Raw genomic sequence first — 18,108 nt, 5'->3', positions numbered from 1 at the left:
GCCGGCGACGATGCCGCGCGCACTCCGTTCACCCGCCCCTCACATGCGAGACTGGGCCGGTGAGTAGCGTGCAGCCACCTACCGTGAGTGCCGCCCGCCGGCGGGCGGTGATCGACGCGTTGCGCCGCGGCGCCGTGCCCGACAGTGGCCTGGATCTGCTCGCGACCGGGCTCGATCGCTTCGAATCGGCGCTGGATGCCGAACTGGATTCCGTTTCGTCCGGCGGCGCCGTATTCAAGGCGGTGCGAGGCGAATACGGTTCCGGTAAGACCTTCTTCTCCCGCTGGCTGGGCGAGCGAGCCAAGCGACGAAATTTCGCCGTCTCGGAGGTGCAGATCTCCGAAACCGAAACGCCCCTGCACAAGCTGGAAACGGTCTATCGCCGGCTCACCGAGCGGCTCAGCACGACGAGTTTTCCGCCGAGCGCCTTCCGCCCGGTGATCGACGCCTGGTTCTACGCGCTCGAAGAAGATGCCCTGACCGACGGCGCATCCGAGGAGGAGCTGACCGAGGCCGTCGACCGGCTCATGACCGCTCGGCTAGCCGAAGTGTCCCGGCACGCACCGTCTTTCGCCGCCGCACTGCGCGGCTATCGCGCTGCTGTGCTCGCCGGTGACGAGGCCACGGCCGCAGCGGTGCTGGCATGGCTGGGTGGGCAGCCGAATGTGGCCGCGTCCGCGCGGCGAGCGGCCGGCGTGCGGGGCGATCTCGATCATTTCGGCGCGTTCGGTTTTCTCCAAGGCCTGTTGACCGTGCTGCGAGATTCCGGACATCGCGGCCTGCTGATCGTTCTCGACGAAGTGGAGACACTGCAACGGGTCCGTTCCGACGCGCGCGACAAAGCGTTGAATGCTTTGCGGCAGTTGATCGACGAGGTGTATTCGGGTCGATTTCCCGGCCTGTACTTGCTGATCACCGGAACACCGGCCTTCTTCGACGGGCAGCAGGGTGTCCAGCGGCTGCCACCGCTGGCGCAGCGGCTGGCCACCGACTTCACCACCGATCCCCGCTTCGACAACCCGCGCGCCGTCCAGATCCGTTTGCCGGGCTTCACCCTGGATTCCCTCACCGCGCTGGGTATTACGATCCGTGACCTCTATGCCGGCGGCACCGAGAACAGCGAGCGGATCACGACAGTCGCCGACGACGACTACATCGCGGATCTCGCACGCGCCGTCACCGGGTCGCTGGGCGGAAAAGTCGGCGTGGCGCCGCGGCTCTTCTTGAAGAAGCTGGTCAGCGATGTACTCGACCGCATCGATCAGTTCCCGGATTTCGATCCGCGCCAGCACTACAGGCTCACCGTCGATGTCGCCGAACTGACCGACACGGAACGCAACCTCACCAGCGCCGACGATATCGATCTCGAGCTGTGAGCGAGGGTCGGTCGTCCGCTGCCATCGAGCGCCTGGATCCGGTACTCGTCCACCACATCGTCAATTCACTGGGATGGCCCGATCTGCGGCCGCTGCAACGGGATTCGATCGGACCGCTGTTGCGCGGCGACGATGCCGTGCTCCTCGCCCCCACGGCCGGCGGCAAAACCGAAGCTGCCTGCTTCCCGATGCTGACCGCGATGAGTGCGGGCAACTGGACCGGGGTCTCGGTGTTGTACCTGTGCCCACTCAAGGCACTGCTCAACAACCTCGTCACCCGGATCGACACCTACGCGCAGTGGCTCGGTCGTCGCGCCGCCCTGTGGCACGGTGATACGTCCGAGTCCAAGCGCAACCGGATCCGTCGCGAGCCGCCGGACATCCTGCTGACCACGCCGGAATCCTTGGAAGCCATGTTGATCGGCGTGAAGACCGACCACGGCGCGCTGCTGGGTTCGGTCCGGGCGATCGTCGTCGACGAAGTGCACGCCTTCGCCGGTGACGATCGTGGCTGGCATCTGCTCGCAGTCCTGGAACGACTGCAGCGGGTGACGGGCAAACCCATTCAACGCGTGGGGCTTTCGGCAACGGTCGGCAATCCTCACGATCTACTCACCTGGCTACAGGGTTCGGGCGCCGGTCGCCGAACGGGCACCGTTGTCGCACCCGATGTACCATCGGCCGCTGATCCCCGATCCGCCGACTACGCTGCGACGCAGTACTTTCCGACTGATCGCGCCGCCCTACCATGCCCACCAGGCAAGGTCGAGCTGGACTACGTCGGATCACTGGAGAACGCCTCGAAGGTCATCGCCTCCCTGCATCGCGGCGAAAAGCGCTTGGTGTTCTGCGATTCCCGCCGCCAGGTCGAACAGCTGGGCGCCGCGTTGCGCGCGCGCGAAGTCACCGTCTTCCTCTCGCACGCATCGCTGTCCGCGGACGAACGCGCACGCTCCGAACAGGCCTTCGCCGAAGCTCGTGACTGTGTGATCGTGTCCACGTCGACCCTCGAACTCGGTATCGACGTCGGCGATTTGGATCGCGTCATTCAGATCGATTCGCCGTCCACGGTCGCGTCTTTCCTACAGCGCATCGGCCGAACGGGGCGGCGTGCCGGGTCGACCCGCAACTGCTTGTTCCTGGCGACCACTGCCGATTCGCTGTTACAGGCCGCGGGGCTACTGCTGCTCTGGAGTCGCGGCTGGGTGGAACCAGTCACCGCTCCCCCGCAGCCACGGCACCTCGTCGCGCAGCAACTGTTGGCCGTCACCCTGCAACATGGCACCATCGGTTCACGGCTGTGGCCGCAGGAATGGAACGGGCTCGCACCGTTCGATCGATCCGCCGAACCGATCATGAGTTATCTGCTCGCCGCCGGATACCTGGACTCGGATCAGGGACTGCTGTTCATCGGCGAGGAGGCCGATAAACGTTTCGGCAAACGGAATTTCCTCGAGCTCACCGCTTCCTTCACCGCCCCACCACAATTCACCGTCCTGGCAGGTCGGCAGGAAATCGGCATGACCGACGCTTCGGCCCTCACCGACGACCGGCCCGGACCACGTCTGCTGCTGCTTGCCGGTAGCAGTTGGCGCGTGACCTACATCGACTGGAAACGACGGCGCGCGTTCGTCGAACCCGCAGACGGCGGCGGCGTTGCGAAGTGGTCGAGTCTCGGCATCCGAGGTCTGTCCGGCGAACTCACTCGGGCTATGCGAGCGGTACTGCTCGGTTCGGACCCAGCTGTATCCCTCACCCGGCGGGCCCAAATAGCACTTGCCGACCAACGTGCGGAACGGGCCGATACGGTGAGCTCTGGCGCCACCCTCATCTCCCACGAAAGCACCGGAACCCGTTGGTGGACATGGGCAGGCTTCCGAGCCAACGCGATGCTCGCCGCCACCCTGTCCGCGGTGGCAGATCCCGTCCAGCGCCCCAACGACTTCTCGATCCGGCTGCGAGGCGATATCACGCAGGCAATGTGGAAGGCCGCCATGAAAGCCGTCGACTTGGACCGCCTACCGCTGCCGAGCGTCGACCCCAGGGCAACCGCCGGCCTGAAATTCTCCGCCCTCCTGCCGGACCAGCTGGCCGGCGCCACCGTCGCTGCCCGACTCGCGGACCAGGAGACGACGCGGACGGTTCTGGGGGAACGGGTCAGGTGGGCGATGCGTTCCTGACGGTTGGTCGCACAGACGTTGGCACCGGCCGTACCGATCGGTAATCGACGCGATGGCACGCGCGGGAAACAGTGAAGGGTGTGTCGTGCCGGTTCGCGTGCAAGGTCCTTACCCTCGGTGTCGCTCCGACTCATCAGCCGGGGTGGCGCCCGCAGCTCCCGCGATCCGATCAATGTCGCGCGCGAGGTCGAAGTCCAACTCGGTCAACTTCCTCCCGACGTCATGGGTCGTGATCCGAAACTCGATCCGCTGCCAAGTGATCAGCATGTCGGGATGGTGCCCCACCTCTCGAGCCTTTGCTGCGACGTACACCGCCAGATGCACGCACTCATGGTAGGTGTGCGTGAAAGTACGTGTGATCTCGCTACCGTCGCGCTTCCAACCGGGCAGCGCTTCAAGACGGCTGGCAATCTCGCTGTCGCTCAGTGGAATAGGCAGTGCGGTCATGCGACCGACCCTACGAGAGTGCTCAACTCATGCCCTGCTGAGGTGTCCGCCCACGCTCGGGCATGGTAGGCGATCTCCTTCAATTCGCCACGGAGCCTGGCAGACCCGGTGACTCTGACGGCCTCCACCGCCTCTGCTGCAGCCCACACGGAGCGGTCGGGGTCCGGCACCCTGGCCAGCACAGCTGACTGCCTCGCCCGGAACACCGCATTGTCCCGACGCGCAGACTCCGGCATGGAGTCCATGATCTCGTCCCACAGGATGGCCGCATCCATGGCGTCTCGCAGGCTGCCGGTGCGCCCGTAACAGGTCGCCCGCTGCACCTCCATATGGTGCGGGGTGCGACGGCAGGAGTTCCCCCACGGGTGCACGTCATCGATGTGGTCGATCAGCGGTACAGCGTCATCCAACAGGCGCTCTGCCGTGACACGATCGCCGAGCATCGCGTGGCCCTGCGCCTCGTGCTGGAGTGCAATCACGCGTACCTTCGGAGATAGCTTCAGTCCGGCCGCACGAGCCGCCCGCGCGAGGTCGACGACGGTGCGGGCGTCTCCATTGTCCAATGCGAGCATCGCCATGTTCGATAGTGCGTAGGAAATGAGGTCGGGGCTGCCGCTGCGGTGTGCGAGGGACAAGGTTGTATCTCGCCACTTCGCGGAGGCCGCTCGGTCACCCGCGTCCTGATACAGCCAGCCGAGAAAAGCTGCGTATGCAGTGCCGATTTCCAGTAGGCCACACCGCACCGGCGTATCAGCCGTGGCCGCGAGACAGTCGATCAGTTCCGTCTGCGCCCGCACTGTCGGGATGAGGTAGAGCGGTCCCAGGTACATGTCCGCGGTGTAATGCCCGGAGAGTTGAGAGTGGAAGTAGTCCACGAGTTCGGGGGCGACCCGGTCACCGCACACAAAGTGTGAAACCCCGATGTGTGCCGCACTCATATCTGAATTCACAACGCCCGCAACGAGGGCAGGCAGCCTAATAGAGGCAGAGCCAAAATCCCGTCGCCTCACCTTGTCGACCTCCTGCGCGCCGAGCACCACCGCTGCACCACTCGGCGGAAATTCTTCAGTGCGGGCGGTTTGGAGAGTGGCGTCCGGATTCTGTAGCGCGGCATCGAAGCGCGCTCTCTGCTCATCATCGAGCCTCCCGCAAGCGGTGTCCATGCACTCGGCGTACTTCACGCCCAATGTGATGTCGGCACCCCTGCGTTCCCATTTGCCGACCGCCTCCAGCGAGCACCCGATCCGGTCGGCGAACTGAATCTGGGTATCCCGCAACGCCGTACGCAGCGCCGCGACCTCGAGCCCGGTCCACTTGACGATCGTCATCTCTCGGCGTTCTCCCCTCCGCTGTAGTACCGCCAGGGTACGGGCTCAGTACAGGTTCGGTGTGTCCTTCTGACGCGGCAACACGGCAATGCTGAAACCAACCATTACCGCAAACCGCAGAGGCGCACGCTCGACTTTCGCCCCGACAGAACCCGGAGCCGATCGCTATGTCCGTACCCGCAGCCGAAACCAGTGCCCGCGAGCCGATCGGCGTGGAGCCGACCTCGACCGATATCGCTCCGGACGACGACTGCATGCGTCAGGAACTACCGAAACTTCCCATCAGGCGCACGCACAACCGGTCGATGGCGGCCACCCTGAGACTCTGGCACACCCGCAACCGAGACCTCCTCGAGCGCGTCGCCGCCGGCCTCCGCCACCTCGACTCACCGGCGAACTGCAAGAACACCGAACCCATCCACGGGCGAGCACACGCCATCCACGTCATGGCCGACCACGCCAAACACGACTGCCCCCGATTCCGGCTCGCAGCACAGTACATCGAAGCCGCACAGTGACCACCGCTCGATCCCGAATCATGAAGGAACACACGCTTTGACGAACCCGGACAAGCCGACACCAACGCCCGACTCCCCCACCGGTCCGGTGACGGCACCGGAACCATTCGGGCTACCCGTCACCGATCACCACCGCGTACCGGCCATGACCATCACGTTCGCCCATGCGGTGATGCAGCGCCACATCGACTGCCCCATCAACATCTGCCCGATCAAACAACAAGCCAAAGCCCACCTCGTCACCGCACAGCGCATGATCCCGGCCGACCAGACGCACATGGGCTACTGAGCCGAACCACGAAGGAACACATGCTCGACGAACTGCCGCCACGTGAGCTTATACGCAGCCAGAACCCCTGCCCCCGTTGCCGATTGCGTCGGCCACCCACCCCGGACATTACCGCATTGACTCGGTTCGCCGACGCCCTGCGCGACCGGCGACCCGACAGCGATAGCCGAAGGGAACGATGACCGACCACCACGTCACGCCGGATGCCGCGCGCCTACGCTTCCTGATGGCACGGGCCCGCCGCGCCGGCTACCAACTGATCGCCGATCCCACAGAGAGCAACCGATGGGTTCTGGTCGACATCGAAGACGGCGAGCGCCTATTCGAATCCGCTTCGCTGGCCGAAGTCGAACGGTACTTGAGCGAATAGCGCTCCACGCCGCCGAACCCAGCCCCCTATGCACGATTCGTCACGCAAGGAACGGCGCCGCCCGGGCACGTATAGTTCATACGACGTCCGACGGCTATCAGGCAAGGGGAGGCGACGTGGGCGGATCGGTGGAAGTGAACCCGGCGCAAGTACACGCCACGGCGGACTGGCTCAGCACGTCGGCTCAGGATTTCAGAGACGAACTCAGCGCCCTCATGAAGGAGGTGCGGTCCTTCGTCGGGGGCGACTGGCAGGGCATGGCGTCCGGTTCGCACAGCGATGCCTGGGACGAGTGGGAAGAGGGGGCTCGGCAAATCATCGCCGGACTCGAGCACGACGCCGACGCACTGCATCGTGCCGCCGCCACCCTGCACAACACCGACCAAGGCTCCGCTGACTCGATCAGCTCGACAACCTCCGAGCGTGCGTAGATGCAACCCGGAAACTATCGTGTGGACCTCGTCGGCATGCAGAACTTGATCGACAAGGCGGTCGATTTCGAGAAGAGACTCGAAGAACGGCTGAGCGACATCCGAAAACAAGTCGCTGATCTCCACATCGACTGGACAGGCGAGTCGGCACAGACGCACCGCGAGGCCAACGCCGAATGGGCCACCGGCGCAACGGAAATGCACACCGCCCTGGCAGAACTGTGGAAGGCACTCGACCACGCCCGTTCGGCTTATCACTCCGTCGGCGAGACCAACCATGGGATGTGGCCGCGATGACAGCACCGACCGTTCCTGTCATCGTCCATCGTGCCGACGAATACCATTCGGCCGGCGAAGTATTCGGCCAAATGTCAACCGATTCCGTAACCACGCATTCGTCGCTGTTGAACGTGCTCACCACATACATCGGCATGGCGGGTAGCGACAGCATCGGGCAGCAGTGGTCCGGCTCATACAACGAGTCCGCGCAGCTGGCGATCTCCGCCTCATCGAAGATGACGACCTCGTGCGGCCAGATCCGTGATCTGCTCATCGTCGGATCACACAATCATGAGGTTGCAGAAATCTCAGCACACCAACGCAATCTGCCGGTTCCGCCGGCACCCCAGCTGCTCCCCGATCCCTGCCTCCCCCAGACCGCACCCAATGCGTCCGGCGACGGCATACCCGAGCCATTCGGATGGTCGATCATCAAGGACGCGGTGGGCTACGCATGGCCCAACGGGCACCAAGATCAACTTAATTCCGCCAAGACCGCGTGGCAAACAGCTGCTGCCGACTACCGCACCATCGCGGGGCAGGTACCTCAGGCTGTGAGTCTTCTCAACAATCAGCAATCACCTGAAATCGAGATCGCGGTTCATACGTCACAGGACCGGCAGAACGACTTCAACACACTAGCGGACGTATGTGACGCGCTGGGCAATGCCTGCGGCGACTATGCCCACTACCTCGACGAAGCGCACCACAAGATCCTCGACGAACTGAAGGAATTCGTCATCGAAACAGCAGCGGCGGAGGGCGTGTTCGCCATTCTCGCTCCGGTGACAGGGAGTCTGTCGGAGTGGGTGGGAAATACGGCGATGGCGGGTCGCGTCGCCATGAAGGGCAGACGGATAGCGACGATCATCGGTGAACTATCGACCAGGGTTGCCAAGATCGTAACCGATGCCATTAAGCCGCTTGTCGGAAAGATAAAGCCAGTTTTCGAGAAGGTTCGCAACTGGGTCGATGCAGCTAAGATCAAGTTGACTCCGCTCGATCGCGGCGGCGCCCTGCTGTCGAATGGGCGACTGTTTTCTCGAATGGGTAGCAGAACCAACCGGGAAGTTCTGGAAAGCGGAAACCATCTTCCCATGACCAGGGAAACGGTCGAAGAGTACGCGCGCCGGGCCGGTGTCGACTTGACGGGGGTCCGGTTCGACATAGCGAGTTCGGCAGATGATATCCGCTACTACGACAGTGTGGGAGCGAGCGCCAGCACGTCTGGGGACCACATAGCCTTGGCTCCCTCCGCCTTTGCCGACGAGGAGAGCTTGATGCGGAATCTCGTTCACGAGCGAGTTCATATCGACCAATATGCACAGGGCAAAGTGACAAACAATCTTGTGACCAATGCGCTCGAGGACGAGGCCTACGCTGCCGACGAAAAATTCTGGAGCAACTACCTGTCCGGAAAGGCGGGGCACTGACAATGAGCGAATTCCGGATCGACGATGTATTTCAGGTAAGTTTTCGTCCGAACCCAATCATGGTGGGCAGGACCGACGATGTGTTCGCCGTCGGAGATCAAGTCGAACTACTGAAAGACGATGGCTCAATCGTTCGCGGCGTGTTGGAAGGCATCGAAATTCACCGTTCCCCATCCGGCCAGTACTCATTTGTATTCTCACGAGAAATATCCGAGCACGCGGAACCCGGCGACATCGTCCGCACAATTTAGCCGAGGAATCGTCAACCTCCGACTACCAAGTCGTACCAGAAGGTCCACACTCGATGGCAGATATCCGAGAATGGGAACAGCGTCTTCAGCGCGAACTCGATGAGATCAGACGGAGCAGTCGGCAGCTCTCCGAAGCAGTCGGCTCTGTTCGCGGGAGATGCCAGCTGCAGGGCCTGTCGGTAGAGGTCGATGCGAACGGCAACATCACCGACCTGCAGATTGCACCAGGCGCGCTGCGCTGGACCAGCGAGCAACTATCACGAGCAATTCGCTCGGCTCACCGAAAGGCTCGAGCCGACGCCACAGCCAGGATCGAAAACCTCGTTCGACGATGTGAACCACGCATACGCGAGCAATTCGAACTCTTGGCCGACCGAGAGTCGACGCCGCCGGAACCGCCGCCTCACCGGCCGATGACCGAGGCCGAGATTCAAGCTGCCGACGACGCCTACTTCGAACGCATGAACCGCGGAGGGTGGACCCAGTAGACGCTCTTGCCGTATAGCGGTGGGAGCACGGCGAGCAAACGCGGTCGCGCACACTCCTGGACGGCGATCAGGACTGCTGCACGATTGGCTGACAGCGTGACCGGCCCCGCGAGCGGCGCCCCCTACTTGACCGGCACTCAACTAACCGGCCGCCAGACGACGTCACGGTCACCCTTGCACAGGGATTGCACGCGACGGCGGAGTTCATGTTCGGCTCCGGGCTCGTCGGCGGCGAGACGGATATAGGAACCGAGCGAGTGGTACTCGGTGATGTCGCGCAACAATCTCCAGCCGGACCATTCGAGCATGTCATAGCCGTATGACCGAACAAACTCGGCGCGGTGGGTGTGCGGGTTGTGAAAGTGGTCGGGCAGTGCGCCGACCAGGTCGAGTTCGCGGGGACCGTAGCAGGCGTTGTCCCAGTCGATGAGCACCCAACCGCCATCGACCACGACCATGTTTTCCTCGTGCGCGTCGGCGTGGACCAGTCCATACCCGAGCGGGAACCTGGTCGTCTCGAATGCTGTGACCAGGACATCGACATGGATGCGAAGCCAGCCGCGTTCGTGATCGCTCAACACCGGCTGTGGTCGTGCGGCATCGACATCGAGCGCGTCACGCAACCGCCGCAAGGGGCGATACTGCGGGATCCGGAACGGCGGCGACGGTTGCTGGTGGAGACGGCGGACCAGGCTTCCGACATCGCGGGCAGAGGGCTGAGCGGCCGAGGACCGATACGGCCAGAACGTCGCCACTGCACCGTCCACCACGACCGGTTGCTCTCCGGGCAAGGGGGGCAGTGCTATCGGCTCTGTTGCCGTGGACGCGAGCCACCGGGTGACCGCGATGCTCGTGGCAGCGCGGGTGCGACGCAGCGGTGTGTCCGGGGCAAGACGAACGACGACATCGCCTACCTGCCATACCGCGTTCGACCGCCGATGAAGGAGTTGCGCTGCGTTGGGATTCAAACCGAATGCGGCGCATGCCTGTTCGAGTGCGAGGCGGCCGGGTAACGCGCTGTCTGCCGCCATCGGTCACACTGCCAGTGCCGCAGCAATATCGGCGCGCAGATCCAGTACGTCGGGTACGGACCCGTAACGGGCGGCAACGGCATCCAGGTCCCGGAGCCGGGCATAACAGCGTTGCGAAGACAGTGCGGTGACAACGGTGACGGCGTCGCGTCCAGTCCGCACGGCCGCATCGGTGTCACCGGCTTGAAGATATGCGACGGACAGGGTCGGCAGCAGCACGGCGCGGCTGCGTTCATGCTCGGCCGGGTGTCCATGTGCGGCATCGGTCAGTCGGCCGACAGCTGATTCGGCGAATTCCGGGTGTGTCAGCGACAGCAGATACAGCGAATGCCCATGCTGCGCAGCGATTTCCGCCTCGGTGACCACCCACGCCCAGAGCGGGGTCGAATCGACATCCACGGTCGCATACACGGCTCGGGAGTCGGCCAGCGCTCTGCGAGTCGGCTCTGGTTCGCCGAGTGTCGCCCAGCACCATGCGGTCACTGTGTGGATATACCCGGCGGTGATGGAGGAGACCGGGTGCCTGCGACATGTGGAGGTTGCGGCAGCCAACCGGCAGAAGGCGAGGGCGTCCTTCGGTCGACGCAGGTGCAGTGCCTGGTGCGCCATATCGAGCAGGATGATGACCATAAGGTCGGTTGAGCGGGGGCTGTCGTCGGCGCGCTGGGCGGTGTGGAGGGCATAGGTCCACAGGCGCCGCGCCGCGTCGTGATCCTCGATGTCGTAGGCCAGCCAAGCTGCCATACTCGCCAGCTCGGCAGTGGCGACCTGCAGCCGAGCCTGGACGCTCGGGGTGCATACCGCATCGTCGAGCGCGGCTACCTGGTGTAGCTGGCTGAGAGCAGCGCTGCGGCACAACCCGCCGCCGTGGGCGAGGTCCCAACGGCGAAATCCGTTGCTGATGGCCTCGATTGCATCGATGTCGGCATCGCTGATTCGAGGTCGAGTCACGTGTTCCAGCCGGCCGGGCAGAACATTGGCCAGTCGCTCGAGCTCTGGATGCAGACGCGAGCCGAGTGCGGCAGCGGTTGCCAGGGTGATGAAATCTCTGCGGTTCACCCAGTCCACCTCCTCGCAGGCCAGGCTACCGGCCGCGGGGTCGGCGGTGTTCACATGGAACCCGAGCAGTTGCGCGGGAACAGCGAAGACGGTCGAGATACGCGCGGCCAGTTTGGCACTGGTCAACCGCCGCGCTCCGGCTTCCACCTCCGACACCCGAGCCTGACTCAGCCCGACCAGCGCCGCAAGCTGGGTCTGGGACATGCCCGTGCAGTCGCGAATCGCAGCGAAGACGACTCCGAAGTTGTATTCCGACAACGCAGTTCGCATTGCCGGGTTGGTGAAGAAACCGACCGGCAAGGGTCGACGGAAGCCCGACGCTCGGGCGCACCCCGCGCACAAGCCAGCGGCAGTCTCAATCGGAGCTCCATTTCCGCAGGCGCGGCACTGCTGTCGTTCTCCCATAATTCGGCACTTTCCGCTGGGCCAGAGGCTCTTTCACTTCACCGTAACCGCCGGTGTGGGCCGGTAGAGCGAAAGACACTGCGCACGGTCGCGAACGAGCAATCCCCGCTGGGGATATCCCGCAAGGGGGTTGGTGCAGAGGACGAGTATCGCGAGGCTGAATGCGACGTCCGAGGGCGGGACTTCCGCCCAGGAACGACCATCTTCGGAAGGGCTGCACAGTGACGGAAGAGAAGCGGTCGCATGGAGTCGTTGCTTTGCTGCACAGCGACCACAACCCGGCCGCGAATGAATCATCAATGGTCCAGCAGCACCGCCAGGACCTACCGAAACTCCCCATCAGGCGCACGCACAACCGGTCGATGGCGGCCACCCTGCGACTCTGGCACACCCGGAACCGGGACCTCCTCGAGCGCGTCGCCGCCGGCCTCCGCCACCTCGATTCGCCGGCGGGCTGCAAGAGCACCGAACCCATTCGCGGGCGAGCGCACGCCATCAACGTGATGGCCGATCACGCCAAGCATGGCTGCCCCCGGTTCCGGCTCGCAGCACAGTACATCGAGGCCTCGCAGAGACGACCGCTCGATCCCGAATCGTGAAGGGAGAAGCGCTTTGACGGAAACGGACAAACCGAAACGAGCGATTGCGCTGCTACACAGTGACCACGACCCCGCCGCCTTGGAAGCACTGATTCGAAAGCATCGGCTGCAGATCGTTTACACCGTGCACACCGACACCGTCGCCGTCCTGGCCGCGCTGATTGCCGTGCAGTACGCCGTCGAGGATGCCGCGGAGGCAGTCGTGATCCCCCATCTCGGCACTCTCGAGCCCGGCGCCCCCTGGTGGAAGGTCACCCGAGCGGCCGACCTGATCACCGGAACACAGGAATATTCCTTGTGGTCGGCAATCACCGAACAGCCGAGGGGCGGACAGTGATTACGCTCGGGTTCGTCATCGCAATCGGCCTTCCATTGGCCGCGTTGATCCTGGCGATGACGCTGCCAGAAGACCGAAGCAAGCCATGAGCCGTTCCTGTGCAGGGGCGAAAACCGTTCACGTGCAGTGTTCTTACCCAGCGAGATGGTTGATCTGCCGCCGGTCTCGTGGTTGATCTGCCGCAGTTGACCTGGCGATTCCCCGAACTCGTCGCACTTCACCGTGCTGGACGGATGCTCGGCTGATCGTTTAGCATCGCCGGGTGACTGAAAGCGGGGGGAACGTTCCGGCAGCTGGCCCCGGGTTTTCTGTTGTCCCGGAAGAAGTTCGCAATGTCGGGATCTACGTGTACGGCCTCGCCCAAACACTCTCCGGCGCACTGGATTCCGCGGCCGGGGAAGTCGCCGAGCTCTTGAACGGCAGCTGGACCGGGGACTACGCCGACGAATTCTCGGAAGGCTGGACCGAGGTCCACGACGGTGGGCAGCAGATCTTCGCGGCCCTGGCCACGATGGCCGAGAAACTCGGCGTCACCGCCGATACCTTCCGGTCCGTCGACGCCGACAGTGCCGCCGCGCTCGACGTTCCCACACTCAACTGGACATAGTGTCGTGGGATCGCAATTCTCGGTCGACCTCGATCATCTCGACCAGATCGTTTCTCGCCTGTCGGGGCTCGCCGAATTCATCGGCGACCATCTCAACGACATCCAGCAACGCGTCGCCGGTCTGCAGGGCACCGGCTGGGAAGGGCTCGCCGCCCGCGCCAACGACGACGCTCACCGCGAATGGGTCAGCGGCGCACAAGAACTCGTCGACGGCATTCGCGAGATGAGCGACGCCGCGAAACAGGCCCACGGCGCCTACACTCGCGCCCTCGAACTCAATCGCCGCATGCTCGAAAGCGGCCGGCAATGAACGTCGACTGGCAGACGTACTACGACGCGGCCAGACAATGCCGGCAACTCGCCGACGACCTCCGCAAAGCCGATAAACCCGTCCACGACGCCATCCGAAACGGCTGCAACGGCATGGCCGGCGACGCGAACGGTTGCACACAGTGGGGCCAGTCCTACGACAAGGCCGCCCACACCACCCTGCAAGCCTGTGCCAGCCTCGCCAATGCCCTCACCAACTACGGCGCCGTCCTGTACGCCCAGGGCTTTCACTGGGGCAACGCCAACAAATCCAACCCACCGAAACCAGACACCAGCCAAGTCAGCCAGTACACCGTCGACCTTCCCACATCCGTTCGCGACAACGGAGCCGGGTTCGAACACAGCGGCGGCGTGAAAGCCTTCTTCGACAAACTCGTCATCGAAGTCGCCAACAAATTCGGCAAACTCCCCAACGGGGACGCCGCGAAGCTCAAATCCGCGCACACCACCTGGAATACCTTCGCCACCCACGAGACCCTCACCGGCGCCGCCGCCCGCATCTCCACCCTCTCCGGCCTCTTCGACGGCATGGACGACGCCACCAACCGCCAACTCATTCAAGACCATTTCGCCACCCTCGAAACCAGCGCCGACAACATCGTCACCGGCGCACAGAACATCGCCGCACCGATCGGCCAATACCACGACGCCACAGTCTCCTTCGGCGAAACCACCGCCAGCAAAATCAACTGGCTCGAAGCCGGAATCGCCGCTGCCGCCGTCGCCGGAATCGCTCTCGCCATCTTCACCGTCGGCATGAGCGTCGAAGTCGCCGCCGAAGGCATCACCGCCGCCGTCGCCGCCACCATCACCGCGATCGAAGAAGCCTTCAGCGCCAGCAGCCTCGTCGAAATCCTCGGCGTCACCACCCTCGCCATCGGAGCCGTCGCCACCGTCAAAGCCTTCGAAGCCGTGCCGGTCAACGAGCTCGAGAAAGACGCCGCCAAACTCGCCGCGATCATCGCGATGAAGGTCCTCATCGACGAGGACGCTGATGCTTCGGGAGGAACAGGCGAGTCCGCTATTCCGGGTAACCCAACGAACGAAGCACAGGTCAAGGAATACCTGAAGTCGCATACCGAGAAAGGCAAAAACCCGCCTAATCGCCAAGTAGCTACCGACGAGGAAATGGTAAACCTCTACGATGAATTGACCAAGAGCGGCACGAAGGTCGACCCCGGAACGTATCCCGGACGGGTAACCAAATTGCCGGACGGGACCGAGCTACGCATGCGTGATGGTAGCCTGTCGGGTGGACGAACTATCGATATCAAGTATCCGAACGGAAAAATATGGAAGGTGCATCTACCGTAGTCATGAATCCCGTCATGGAGCACTTTTTACTCTTCGGCATATCGGACGATTGGGCTCCGGTTGCGGAGTTCGAGAAGGCCGTTCGGCGGTTTTACCCCGACCGCTACAGTAGAGACTTCGTATTGGATGTCATCAGACAGTTCACCGAGGCAGGATACATACGCTTAGGCGCGTTCCCCGGCGGTGGTAGGTTGTGGGAACCCTGGGATGTCTCGATAGACGAGGGAATCCACCGCATCGCTACCGGGTATAACAATGTTTCCGGATACCTGGAAATTCCTGAAGACCAGATTGGGTCCAGTGAAATTTTCCGGGCAGAAATCACCAACCAGGGTCGGAAGAGACTCGAATTACTGGGAAATCCGTACGAGAAGTACGGCGATCCATGGCATGATGATCCGTACTTGACCGCCGAGGAGTGGGGTTATCCGCCGTACCACGGGTGACTATCAGGTACCCACCGGATCCTCACACTGGCAATAGCGAGTAACCGAGTTCCACCGGCCGAACACATCGTGCAAACCTCGATAAGAATCCGCAAAAACGCCTTGGTGCAGCGTGGTTTGCACGGCTGGTTCGGCAACGACGAGTCGATGGGGTCGCCCACTCCCTCGCACCCACCCGCAATCGTAAGCAAACGTAACGAATCCGCCGGGTTCACCGATCCCTCCCTGGGTTGCAGTGCACGGACGCCGTAATCTTTTGCCGCTTTAGTCCGATATGTCTCGCGGTACGTTACGGCGAGCACGTCGCCGGTTGCGGAAGGTAGGTCAAGTGCGGGATTTGCTTGCTCGCCGCATGGTCGAGGCGCTGATGCGGGAGCCGTATCTGTCGGCGTCCCAGATCCGGGAGCGGATCGGTGTGGAAGGCGCCAGCCGTTCGCTGGTGAACAGTGTTCTGTATGCCCGCACCGATCTGTTCGAGATGCTGGGCGATGAACATCCACCGACCTGGGCGGTTCGAGAGGATGTGCAGGAGGATTTCGCGGACCCCGAGGACAGTACGGAACCCGGCGAACCGGACGTAGTTCCCGACAAGACACTTTCCGCTTCCCAGGCCGCGGAGAACGAGTATGCAGGCCCGCCCTTGCGCGCGTGGCAGCGTGAGGCTTACGACTCGTGGGCGAGCAGCAGCCGACGCGGAATCGTGGAGGCGGTCACCGGGTCCGGTAAGACGGCGGTCGGCGCTTATGCGGCGGCGGCCGCGTTGGCTGAGGGTCGACAGGTGGTGGTACTCGTGCCGGGTATCGACCTGCAACGGCAGTGGATGGAAGTGCTGTGGCCGGCACTGCCGAGTCGACGAATAGCGCTGTTCGGCGGGCCTGGAAACGACTCGATTCCCGAGAACTGGGACGTCCTGATCGCAACTGTCCAAACAGCCTCGCGGAAGCCGATTTTCGCTCGCGGTTCGCGGCGCGGCGCACTGGTCATCGGCGATGAAGTGCACCGCTACGGAGCCGGTAGTTTCGTCAAGGCCCTTACCGACGATTACGACTGGCGCCTCGGTCTCACGGCGACACTCGAGCGTGCCGACGACGGCGTCGAGCGGTTCTTGATGCCGTATTTCACCACCTGCATCACCGGATGTGACTATCGCCGCGCGAAGGCCGACGGTATTCTGGCGCCCGCCCGAGCCGCGCTCATCGGCGTGGATTTCACGCCGCGGGAGCAAGCCCGATTCGATGCCGCGGACAGTCGCGTCGGCCGAGCCAGGAACATCCTGATCGACACCTATGGTGCCCCGGAGGAGCCTTTCGGCGCGTATATGGCCTTTGTCCAGAACCTGGCGCGTGGAACCGGAGAGGCTGCGCTTCAAGCGAAACGATTCCTGAAGTACTTCACCGAACGCCGCGACATCCTCGCCGAATGCCGGGCGAAGATCGAGCTGCTGGGTTCGTTGCCCGTGCCGCTGCTCGAAACCACGCAGTCGATCATCTTCACCCAGCAGACCGCGACGGCGGGCCGGGTCGCCCACGTGCTCAACGAAAATGGTTTGGCAACCGAAATGCTCGGCGCCAGCCTGAAATCGGCAGAGCGCGAGGACATTATGCAGCGATTCCGTGACGGGAGTGTCCGGGCATTGGCCGCACCTCAGCTCCTCGATGAAGGCATCGACATACCCGATGCGCAAATCGGAATCGTGCTGGCGGCCAGCCGGACTCGCCGACAGATGATTCAGCGGATGGGGCGCGTCATACGCCCCAAATCCGATGGCCGGACAGCTGTTTTCGTCGTGATGTATGTGCGCGGAACCTCCGAGGATCCTGCAAAGGGTGCGCACGAAACCTTCCTTTCCGAATTGCAGGAGATCGCCGAGGAGCAGGTGCACGCGAGAGCAGATGAACTCGCCGCGATCCTGCAGGCCTGGTTGGGCGGTGTGGAGTCTGCGGCGTCAACCACCATGCCGCCCATAGTTGTTCGGCCGACGCCTCCGCAGAATCGGGCTCCGATTGCCGCTTCACCGGCCGCCACGCCGCAAACGATTCGGCCGACACCGCCACAGCGACAGGTCTCGACCGCCTCACCAGCCTCCATGCCGTCGACTGTCGATCGACCGACACCCCCGGAACCTCACGTCACGATTGCTGCCTCGACCCCCGAGGCCTCCCCGACCCCACTGCCGCCGACAGTCGTCCAACCGACACCCCAGCAGGACCAGGGCGCTGTAGCTACCTCGACCAGCACCCACTCCACCTCACCCACGCCGTCGACGATCGCACTGGCGGTGACGCCAGAACGACGGCCAGGCACCGATTTCCCCACCACCGCTTCCCCCTCCACCGATGCCCTTCACATCGACACACGCACCGGCGATGCGAGCAGTCAGCTGCGGCAACTCGTGGACGAATCCGGTATGTCGGTCACGGACCGTCACCGCGCCTACAACATGGTTGTCGAATGGGCTACGGAGTCGACGGATCCGATCGGTGAATTCCTCACGGTGATCAAGCAATTGGCTCCGGTGCGGATTCCACCGGCCCGGCTGTTGCAGCTGACCGCCGATCTGCGCGGGGTCGCGCCGGCGGATCTGCTGTAA

The 18,108-nt window shown here is 63.4% G+C and carries 21 protein-coding genes; 17 read left to right on the top strand and 4 right to left on the bottom strand.

Features of this window, described 5'->3' with window-relative positions:
- The first annotated feature begins 68 nt into the window (after positions 1-68).
- Both brxD and C5E41_RS07625 read left to right on the top strand, forming a co-directional pair.
- Positions 69-1,376: a BREX system ATP-binding protein BrxD gene (brxD, locus tag C5E41_RS07630; protein WP_181063657.1), complete on the top strand. Its 1,308-nt coding sequence runs from the start codon at positions 69-71 to the stop codon at positions 1,374-1,376.
- The gene (locus C5E41_RS07625; protein ID WP_104375107.1) at positions 1,373-3,556 is read left to right on the top strand and encodes a DEAD/DEAH box helicase; all 2,184 of its coding nucleotides are present in this window, start codon (positions 1,373-1,375) and stop codon (positions 3,554-3,556) included. Before brxD ends, C5E41_RS07625 begins: the two co-directional genes overlap by 4 nt.
- A 108-nt stretch (positions 3,557-3,664) precedes the next feature.
- On the opposite strand, the gene C5E41_RS07620 is transcribed toward C5E41_RS07625, so the two are convergent.
- Together C5E41_RS07620 and C5E41_RS07615 are read right to left on the bottom strand one after the other, a co-directional pair.
- Complete coding sequence (locus C5E41_RS07620; protein WP_104375106.1) at positions 3,665-4,003, bottom strand: 4a-hydroxytetrahydrobiopterin dehydratase; 339 nt, start codon at positions 4,001-4,003, stop codon at positions 3,665-3,667.
- The gene (locus C5E41_RS07615; protein ID WP_104375105.1) at positions 4,000-5,331 is read right to left on the bottom strand and encodes a helix-turn-helix domain-containing protein; all 1,332 of its coding nucleotides are present in this window, start codon (positions 5,329-5,331) and stop codon (positions 4,000-4,002) included. Before C5E41_RS07615 ends, C5E41_RS07620 begins: the two co-directional genes overlap by 4 nt.
- Positions 5,332-5,498: 167 nt before the next feature.
- Here C5E41_RS07615 and C5E41_RS07610 point away from each other — a divergent pair, with 167 nt between their 5' ends.
- The 8 genes from C5E41_RS07610 (at position 5,499) to C5E41_RS07575 (ending at position 9,390) form a co-directional block, all read left to right on the top strand.
- On the top strand, positions 5,499-5,849 hold the full coding sequence (locus C5E41_RS07610) for a hypothetical protein (protein WP_104375104.1): 351 nt from the start codon (positions 5,499-5,501) through the stop codon (positions 5,847-5,849).
- 37 nt (positions 5,850-5,886) lie between these two features.
- A complete protein-coding gene (locus tag C5E41_RS07605; protein WP_258080811.1) occupies positions 5,887-6,138 on the top strand; it encodes a hypothetical protein in 252 nt (83 codons plus the stop codon).
- A gap of 178 nt (positions 6,139-6,316) precedes the next feature.
- Positions 6,317-6,508, top strand: a complete 192-nt coding sequence (locus C5E41_RS07600) for a hypothetical protein (protein ID WP_104375102.1) — start codon at positions 6,317-6,319, stop codon at positions 6,506-6,508.
- Between the two features lie 116 nt (positions 6,509-6,624).
- A complete protein-coding gene (locus C5E41_RS33725) occupies positions 6,625-6,939 on the top strand; it encodes a WXG100 family type VII secretion target (RefSeq protein ID WP_181063141.1) in 315 nt (104 codons plus the stop codon).
- Complete coding sequence (locus tag C5E41_RS07590; RefSeq protein ID WP_104375100.1) at positions 6,940-7,236, top strand: WXG100 family type VII secretion target; 297 nt, start codon at positions 6,940-6,942, stop codon at positions 7,234-7,236.
- A complete protein-coding gene (locus C5E41_RS07585) occupies positions 7,233-8,651 on the top strand; it encodes an eCIS core domain-containing protein (protein ID WP_104375169.1) in 1,419 nt (472 codons plus the stop codon). The genes C5E41_RS07590 and C5E41_RS07585 overlap by 4 nt, the downstream gene beginning before the upstream one ends.
- Before the next feature lie 2 nt (positions 8,652-8,653).
- Entirely contained in the window at positions 8,654-8,902 is a 249-nt protein-coding gene (locus tag C5E41_RS07580; protein ID WP_104375099.1) for a hypothetical protein, read from the top strand.
- Positions 8,903-8,955: 53 nt separating this feature from the next.
- On the top strand, positions 8,956-9,390 hold the full coding sequence (locus C5E41_RS07575) for a YbaB/EbfC family nucleoid-associated protein (RefSeq protein ID WP_104375098.1): 435 nt from the start codon (positions 8,956-8,958) through the stop codon (positions 9,388-9,390).
- 137 nt (positions 9,391-9,527) lie between these two features.
- On the opposite strand, the gene C5E41_RS07570 is transcribed toward C5E41_RS07575, so the two are convergent.
- On the bottom strand, positions 9,528-10,421 hold the full coding sequence (locus tag C5E41_RS07570; protein ID WP_104375097.1) for a phosphotransferase family protein: 894 nt from the start codon (positions 10,419-10,421) through the stop codon (positions 9,528-9,530).
- A 3-nt stretch (positions 10,422-10,424) separates the two neighbouring features.
- Positions 10,425-11,750: a helix-turn-helix transcriptional regulator gene (locus C5E41_RS07565; RefSeq protein ID WP_258080810.1), complete on the bottom strand. Its 1,326-nt coding sequence runs from the start codon at positions 11,748-11,750 to the stop codon at positions 10,425-10,427.
- A 356-nt stretch (positions 11,751-12,106) separates the two neighbouring features.
- On the opposite strand from C5E41_RS07565, the gene C5E41_RS33225 reads away from it, so the two are divergent.
- From C5E41_RS33225 to C5E41_RS07530, 7 genes are all read left to right on the top strand, one after another.
- Positions 12,107-12,484 carry a hypothetical protein gene (locus C5E41_RS33225; protein ID WP_146097493.1) on the top strand — a complete coding sequence of 126 codons (378 nt, stop codon included), beginning with the start codon at positions 12,107-12,109 and terminating at the stop codon, positions 12,482-12,484.
- 13 nt (positions 12,485-12,497) lie between these two features.
- Positions 12,498-12,821, top strand: a complete 324-nt coding sequence (locus C5E41_RS07555; protein WP_104375094.1) for a hypothetical protein — start codon at positions 12,498-12,500, stop codon at positions 12,819-12,821.
- A 262-nt stretch (positions 12,822-13,083) separates the two neighbouring features.
- Positions 13,084-13,428 (top strand): WXG100 family type VII secretion target, encoded by a 345-nt coding sequence (locus C5E41_RS07550; protein WP_104375093.1) that lies wholly within the window; start codon positions 13,084-13,086, stop codon positions 13,426-13,428.
- A 4-nt stretch (positions 13,429-13,432) separates the two neighbouring features.
- Positions 13,433-13,738, top strand: coding sequence for a WXG100 family type VII secretion target (locus tag C5E41_RS07545; RefSeq protein ID WP_104375092.1), 306 nt, complete (start codon positions 13,433-13,435; stop codon positions 13,736-13,738).
- Positions 13,735-15,072, top strand: a complete 1,338-nt coding sequence (locus C5E41_RS07540; RefSeq protein WP_104375091.1) for a hypothetical protein — start codon at positions 13,735-13,737, stop codon at positions 15,070-15,072. The genes C5E41_RS07545 and C5E41_RS07540 overlap by 4 nt, the downstream gene beginning before the upstream one ends.
- 2 nt (positions 15,073-15,074) lie before the next feature.
- A complete protein-coding gene (locus C5E41_RS07535) occupies positions 15,075-15,518 on the top strand; it encodes a hypothetical protein (RefSeq protein ID WP_104375090.1) in 444 nt (147 codons plus the stop codon).
- Between the two features lie 328 nt (positions 15,519-15,846).
- A complete protein-coding gene (locus tag C5E41_RS07530) occupies positions 15,847-18,108 on the top strand; it encodes a DEAD/DEAH box helicase family protein (protein ID WP_181063140.1) in 2,262 nt (753 codons plus the stop codon).

Source organism: Nocardia nova (assembly GCF_002933465.1).
GTDB classification, from domain to species: domain Bacteria; phylum Actinomycetota; class Actinomycetes; order Mycobacteriales; family Mycobacteriaceae; genus Nocardia; species Nocardia nova_B.
Note: the sequence above shows the minus strand (reverse complement) of the source record. Positions and strands in the feature narration are given on the sequence as shown.

Bases quoted from the DNA above. Each gene is read 5' to 3' on its own strand.
- C5E41_RS07620 (WP_104375106.1), bottom strand. From the start codon at position 4,003: ATGACCGCACTGCCTATTCCACTGAGCGACAGCGAGATTGCCAGCCGT.
- C5E41_RS07615 (WP_104375105.1), bottom strand. From the start codon at position 5,331: ATGACGATCGTCAAGTGGACCGGGCTCGAGGTCGCGGCGCTGCGTACG.
- C5E41_RS07610 (WP_104375104.1), top strand. From the start codon at position 5,499: ATGTCCGTACCCGCAGCCGAAACCAGTGCCCGCGAGCCGATCGGCGTG.
- C5E41_RS07600 (WP_104375102.1), top strand. From the start codon at position 6,317: ATGACCGACCACCACGTCACGCCGGATGCCGCGCGCCTACGCTTCCTG.
- C5E41_RS07590 (WP_104375100.1), top strand. From the start codon at position 6,940: ATGCAACCCGGAAACTATCGTGTGGACCTCGTCGGCATGCAGAACTTG.
- C5E41_RS07585 (WP_104375169.1), top strand. From the start codon at position 7,233: ATGACAGCACCGACCGTTCCTGTCATCGTCCATCGTGCCGACGAATAC.
- C5E41_RS07580 (WP_104375099.1), top strand. From the start codon at position 8,654: ATGAGCGAATTCCGGATCGACGATGTATTTCAGGTAAGTTTTCGTCCG.
- C5E41_RS07575 (WP_104375098.1), top strand. From the start codon at position 8,956: ATGGCAGATATCCGAGAATGGGAACAGCGTCTTCAGCGCGAACTCGAT.
- C5E41_RS07570 (WP_104375097.1), bottom strand. From the start codon at position 10,421: ATGGCGGCAGACAGCGCGTTACCCGGCCGCCTCGCACTCGAACAGGCA.
- C5E41_RS07565 (WP_258080810.1), bottom strand. From the start codon at position 11,750: ATGCGAACTGCGTTGTCGGAATACAACTTCGGAGTCGTCTTCGCTGCG.
- C5E41_RS07540 (WP_104375091.1), top strand. From the start codon at position 13,735: ATGAACGTCGACTGGCAGACGTACTACGACGCGGCCAGACAATGCCGG.
- C5E41_RS07535 (WP_104375090.1), top strand. From the start codon at position 15,075: ATGAATCCCGTCATGGAGCACTTTTTACTCTTCGGCATATCGGACGAT.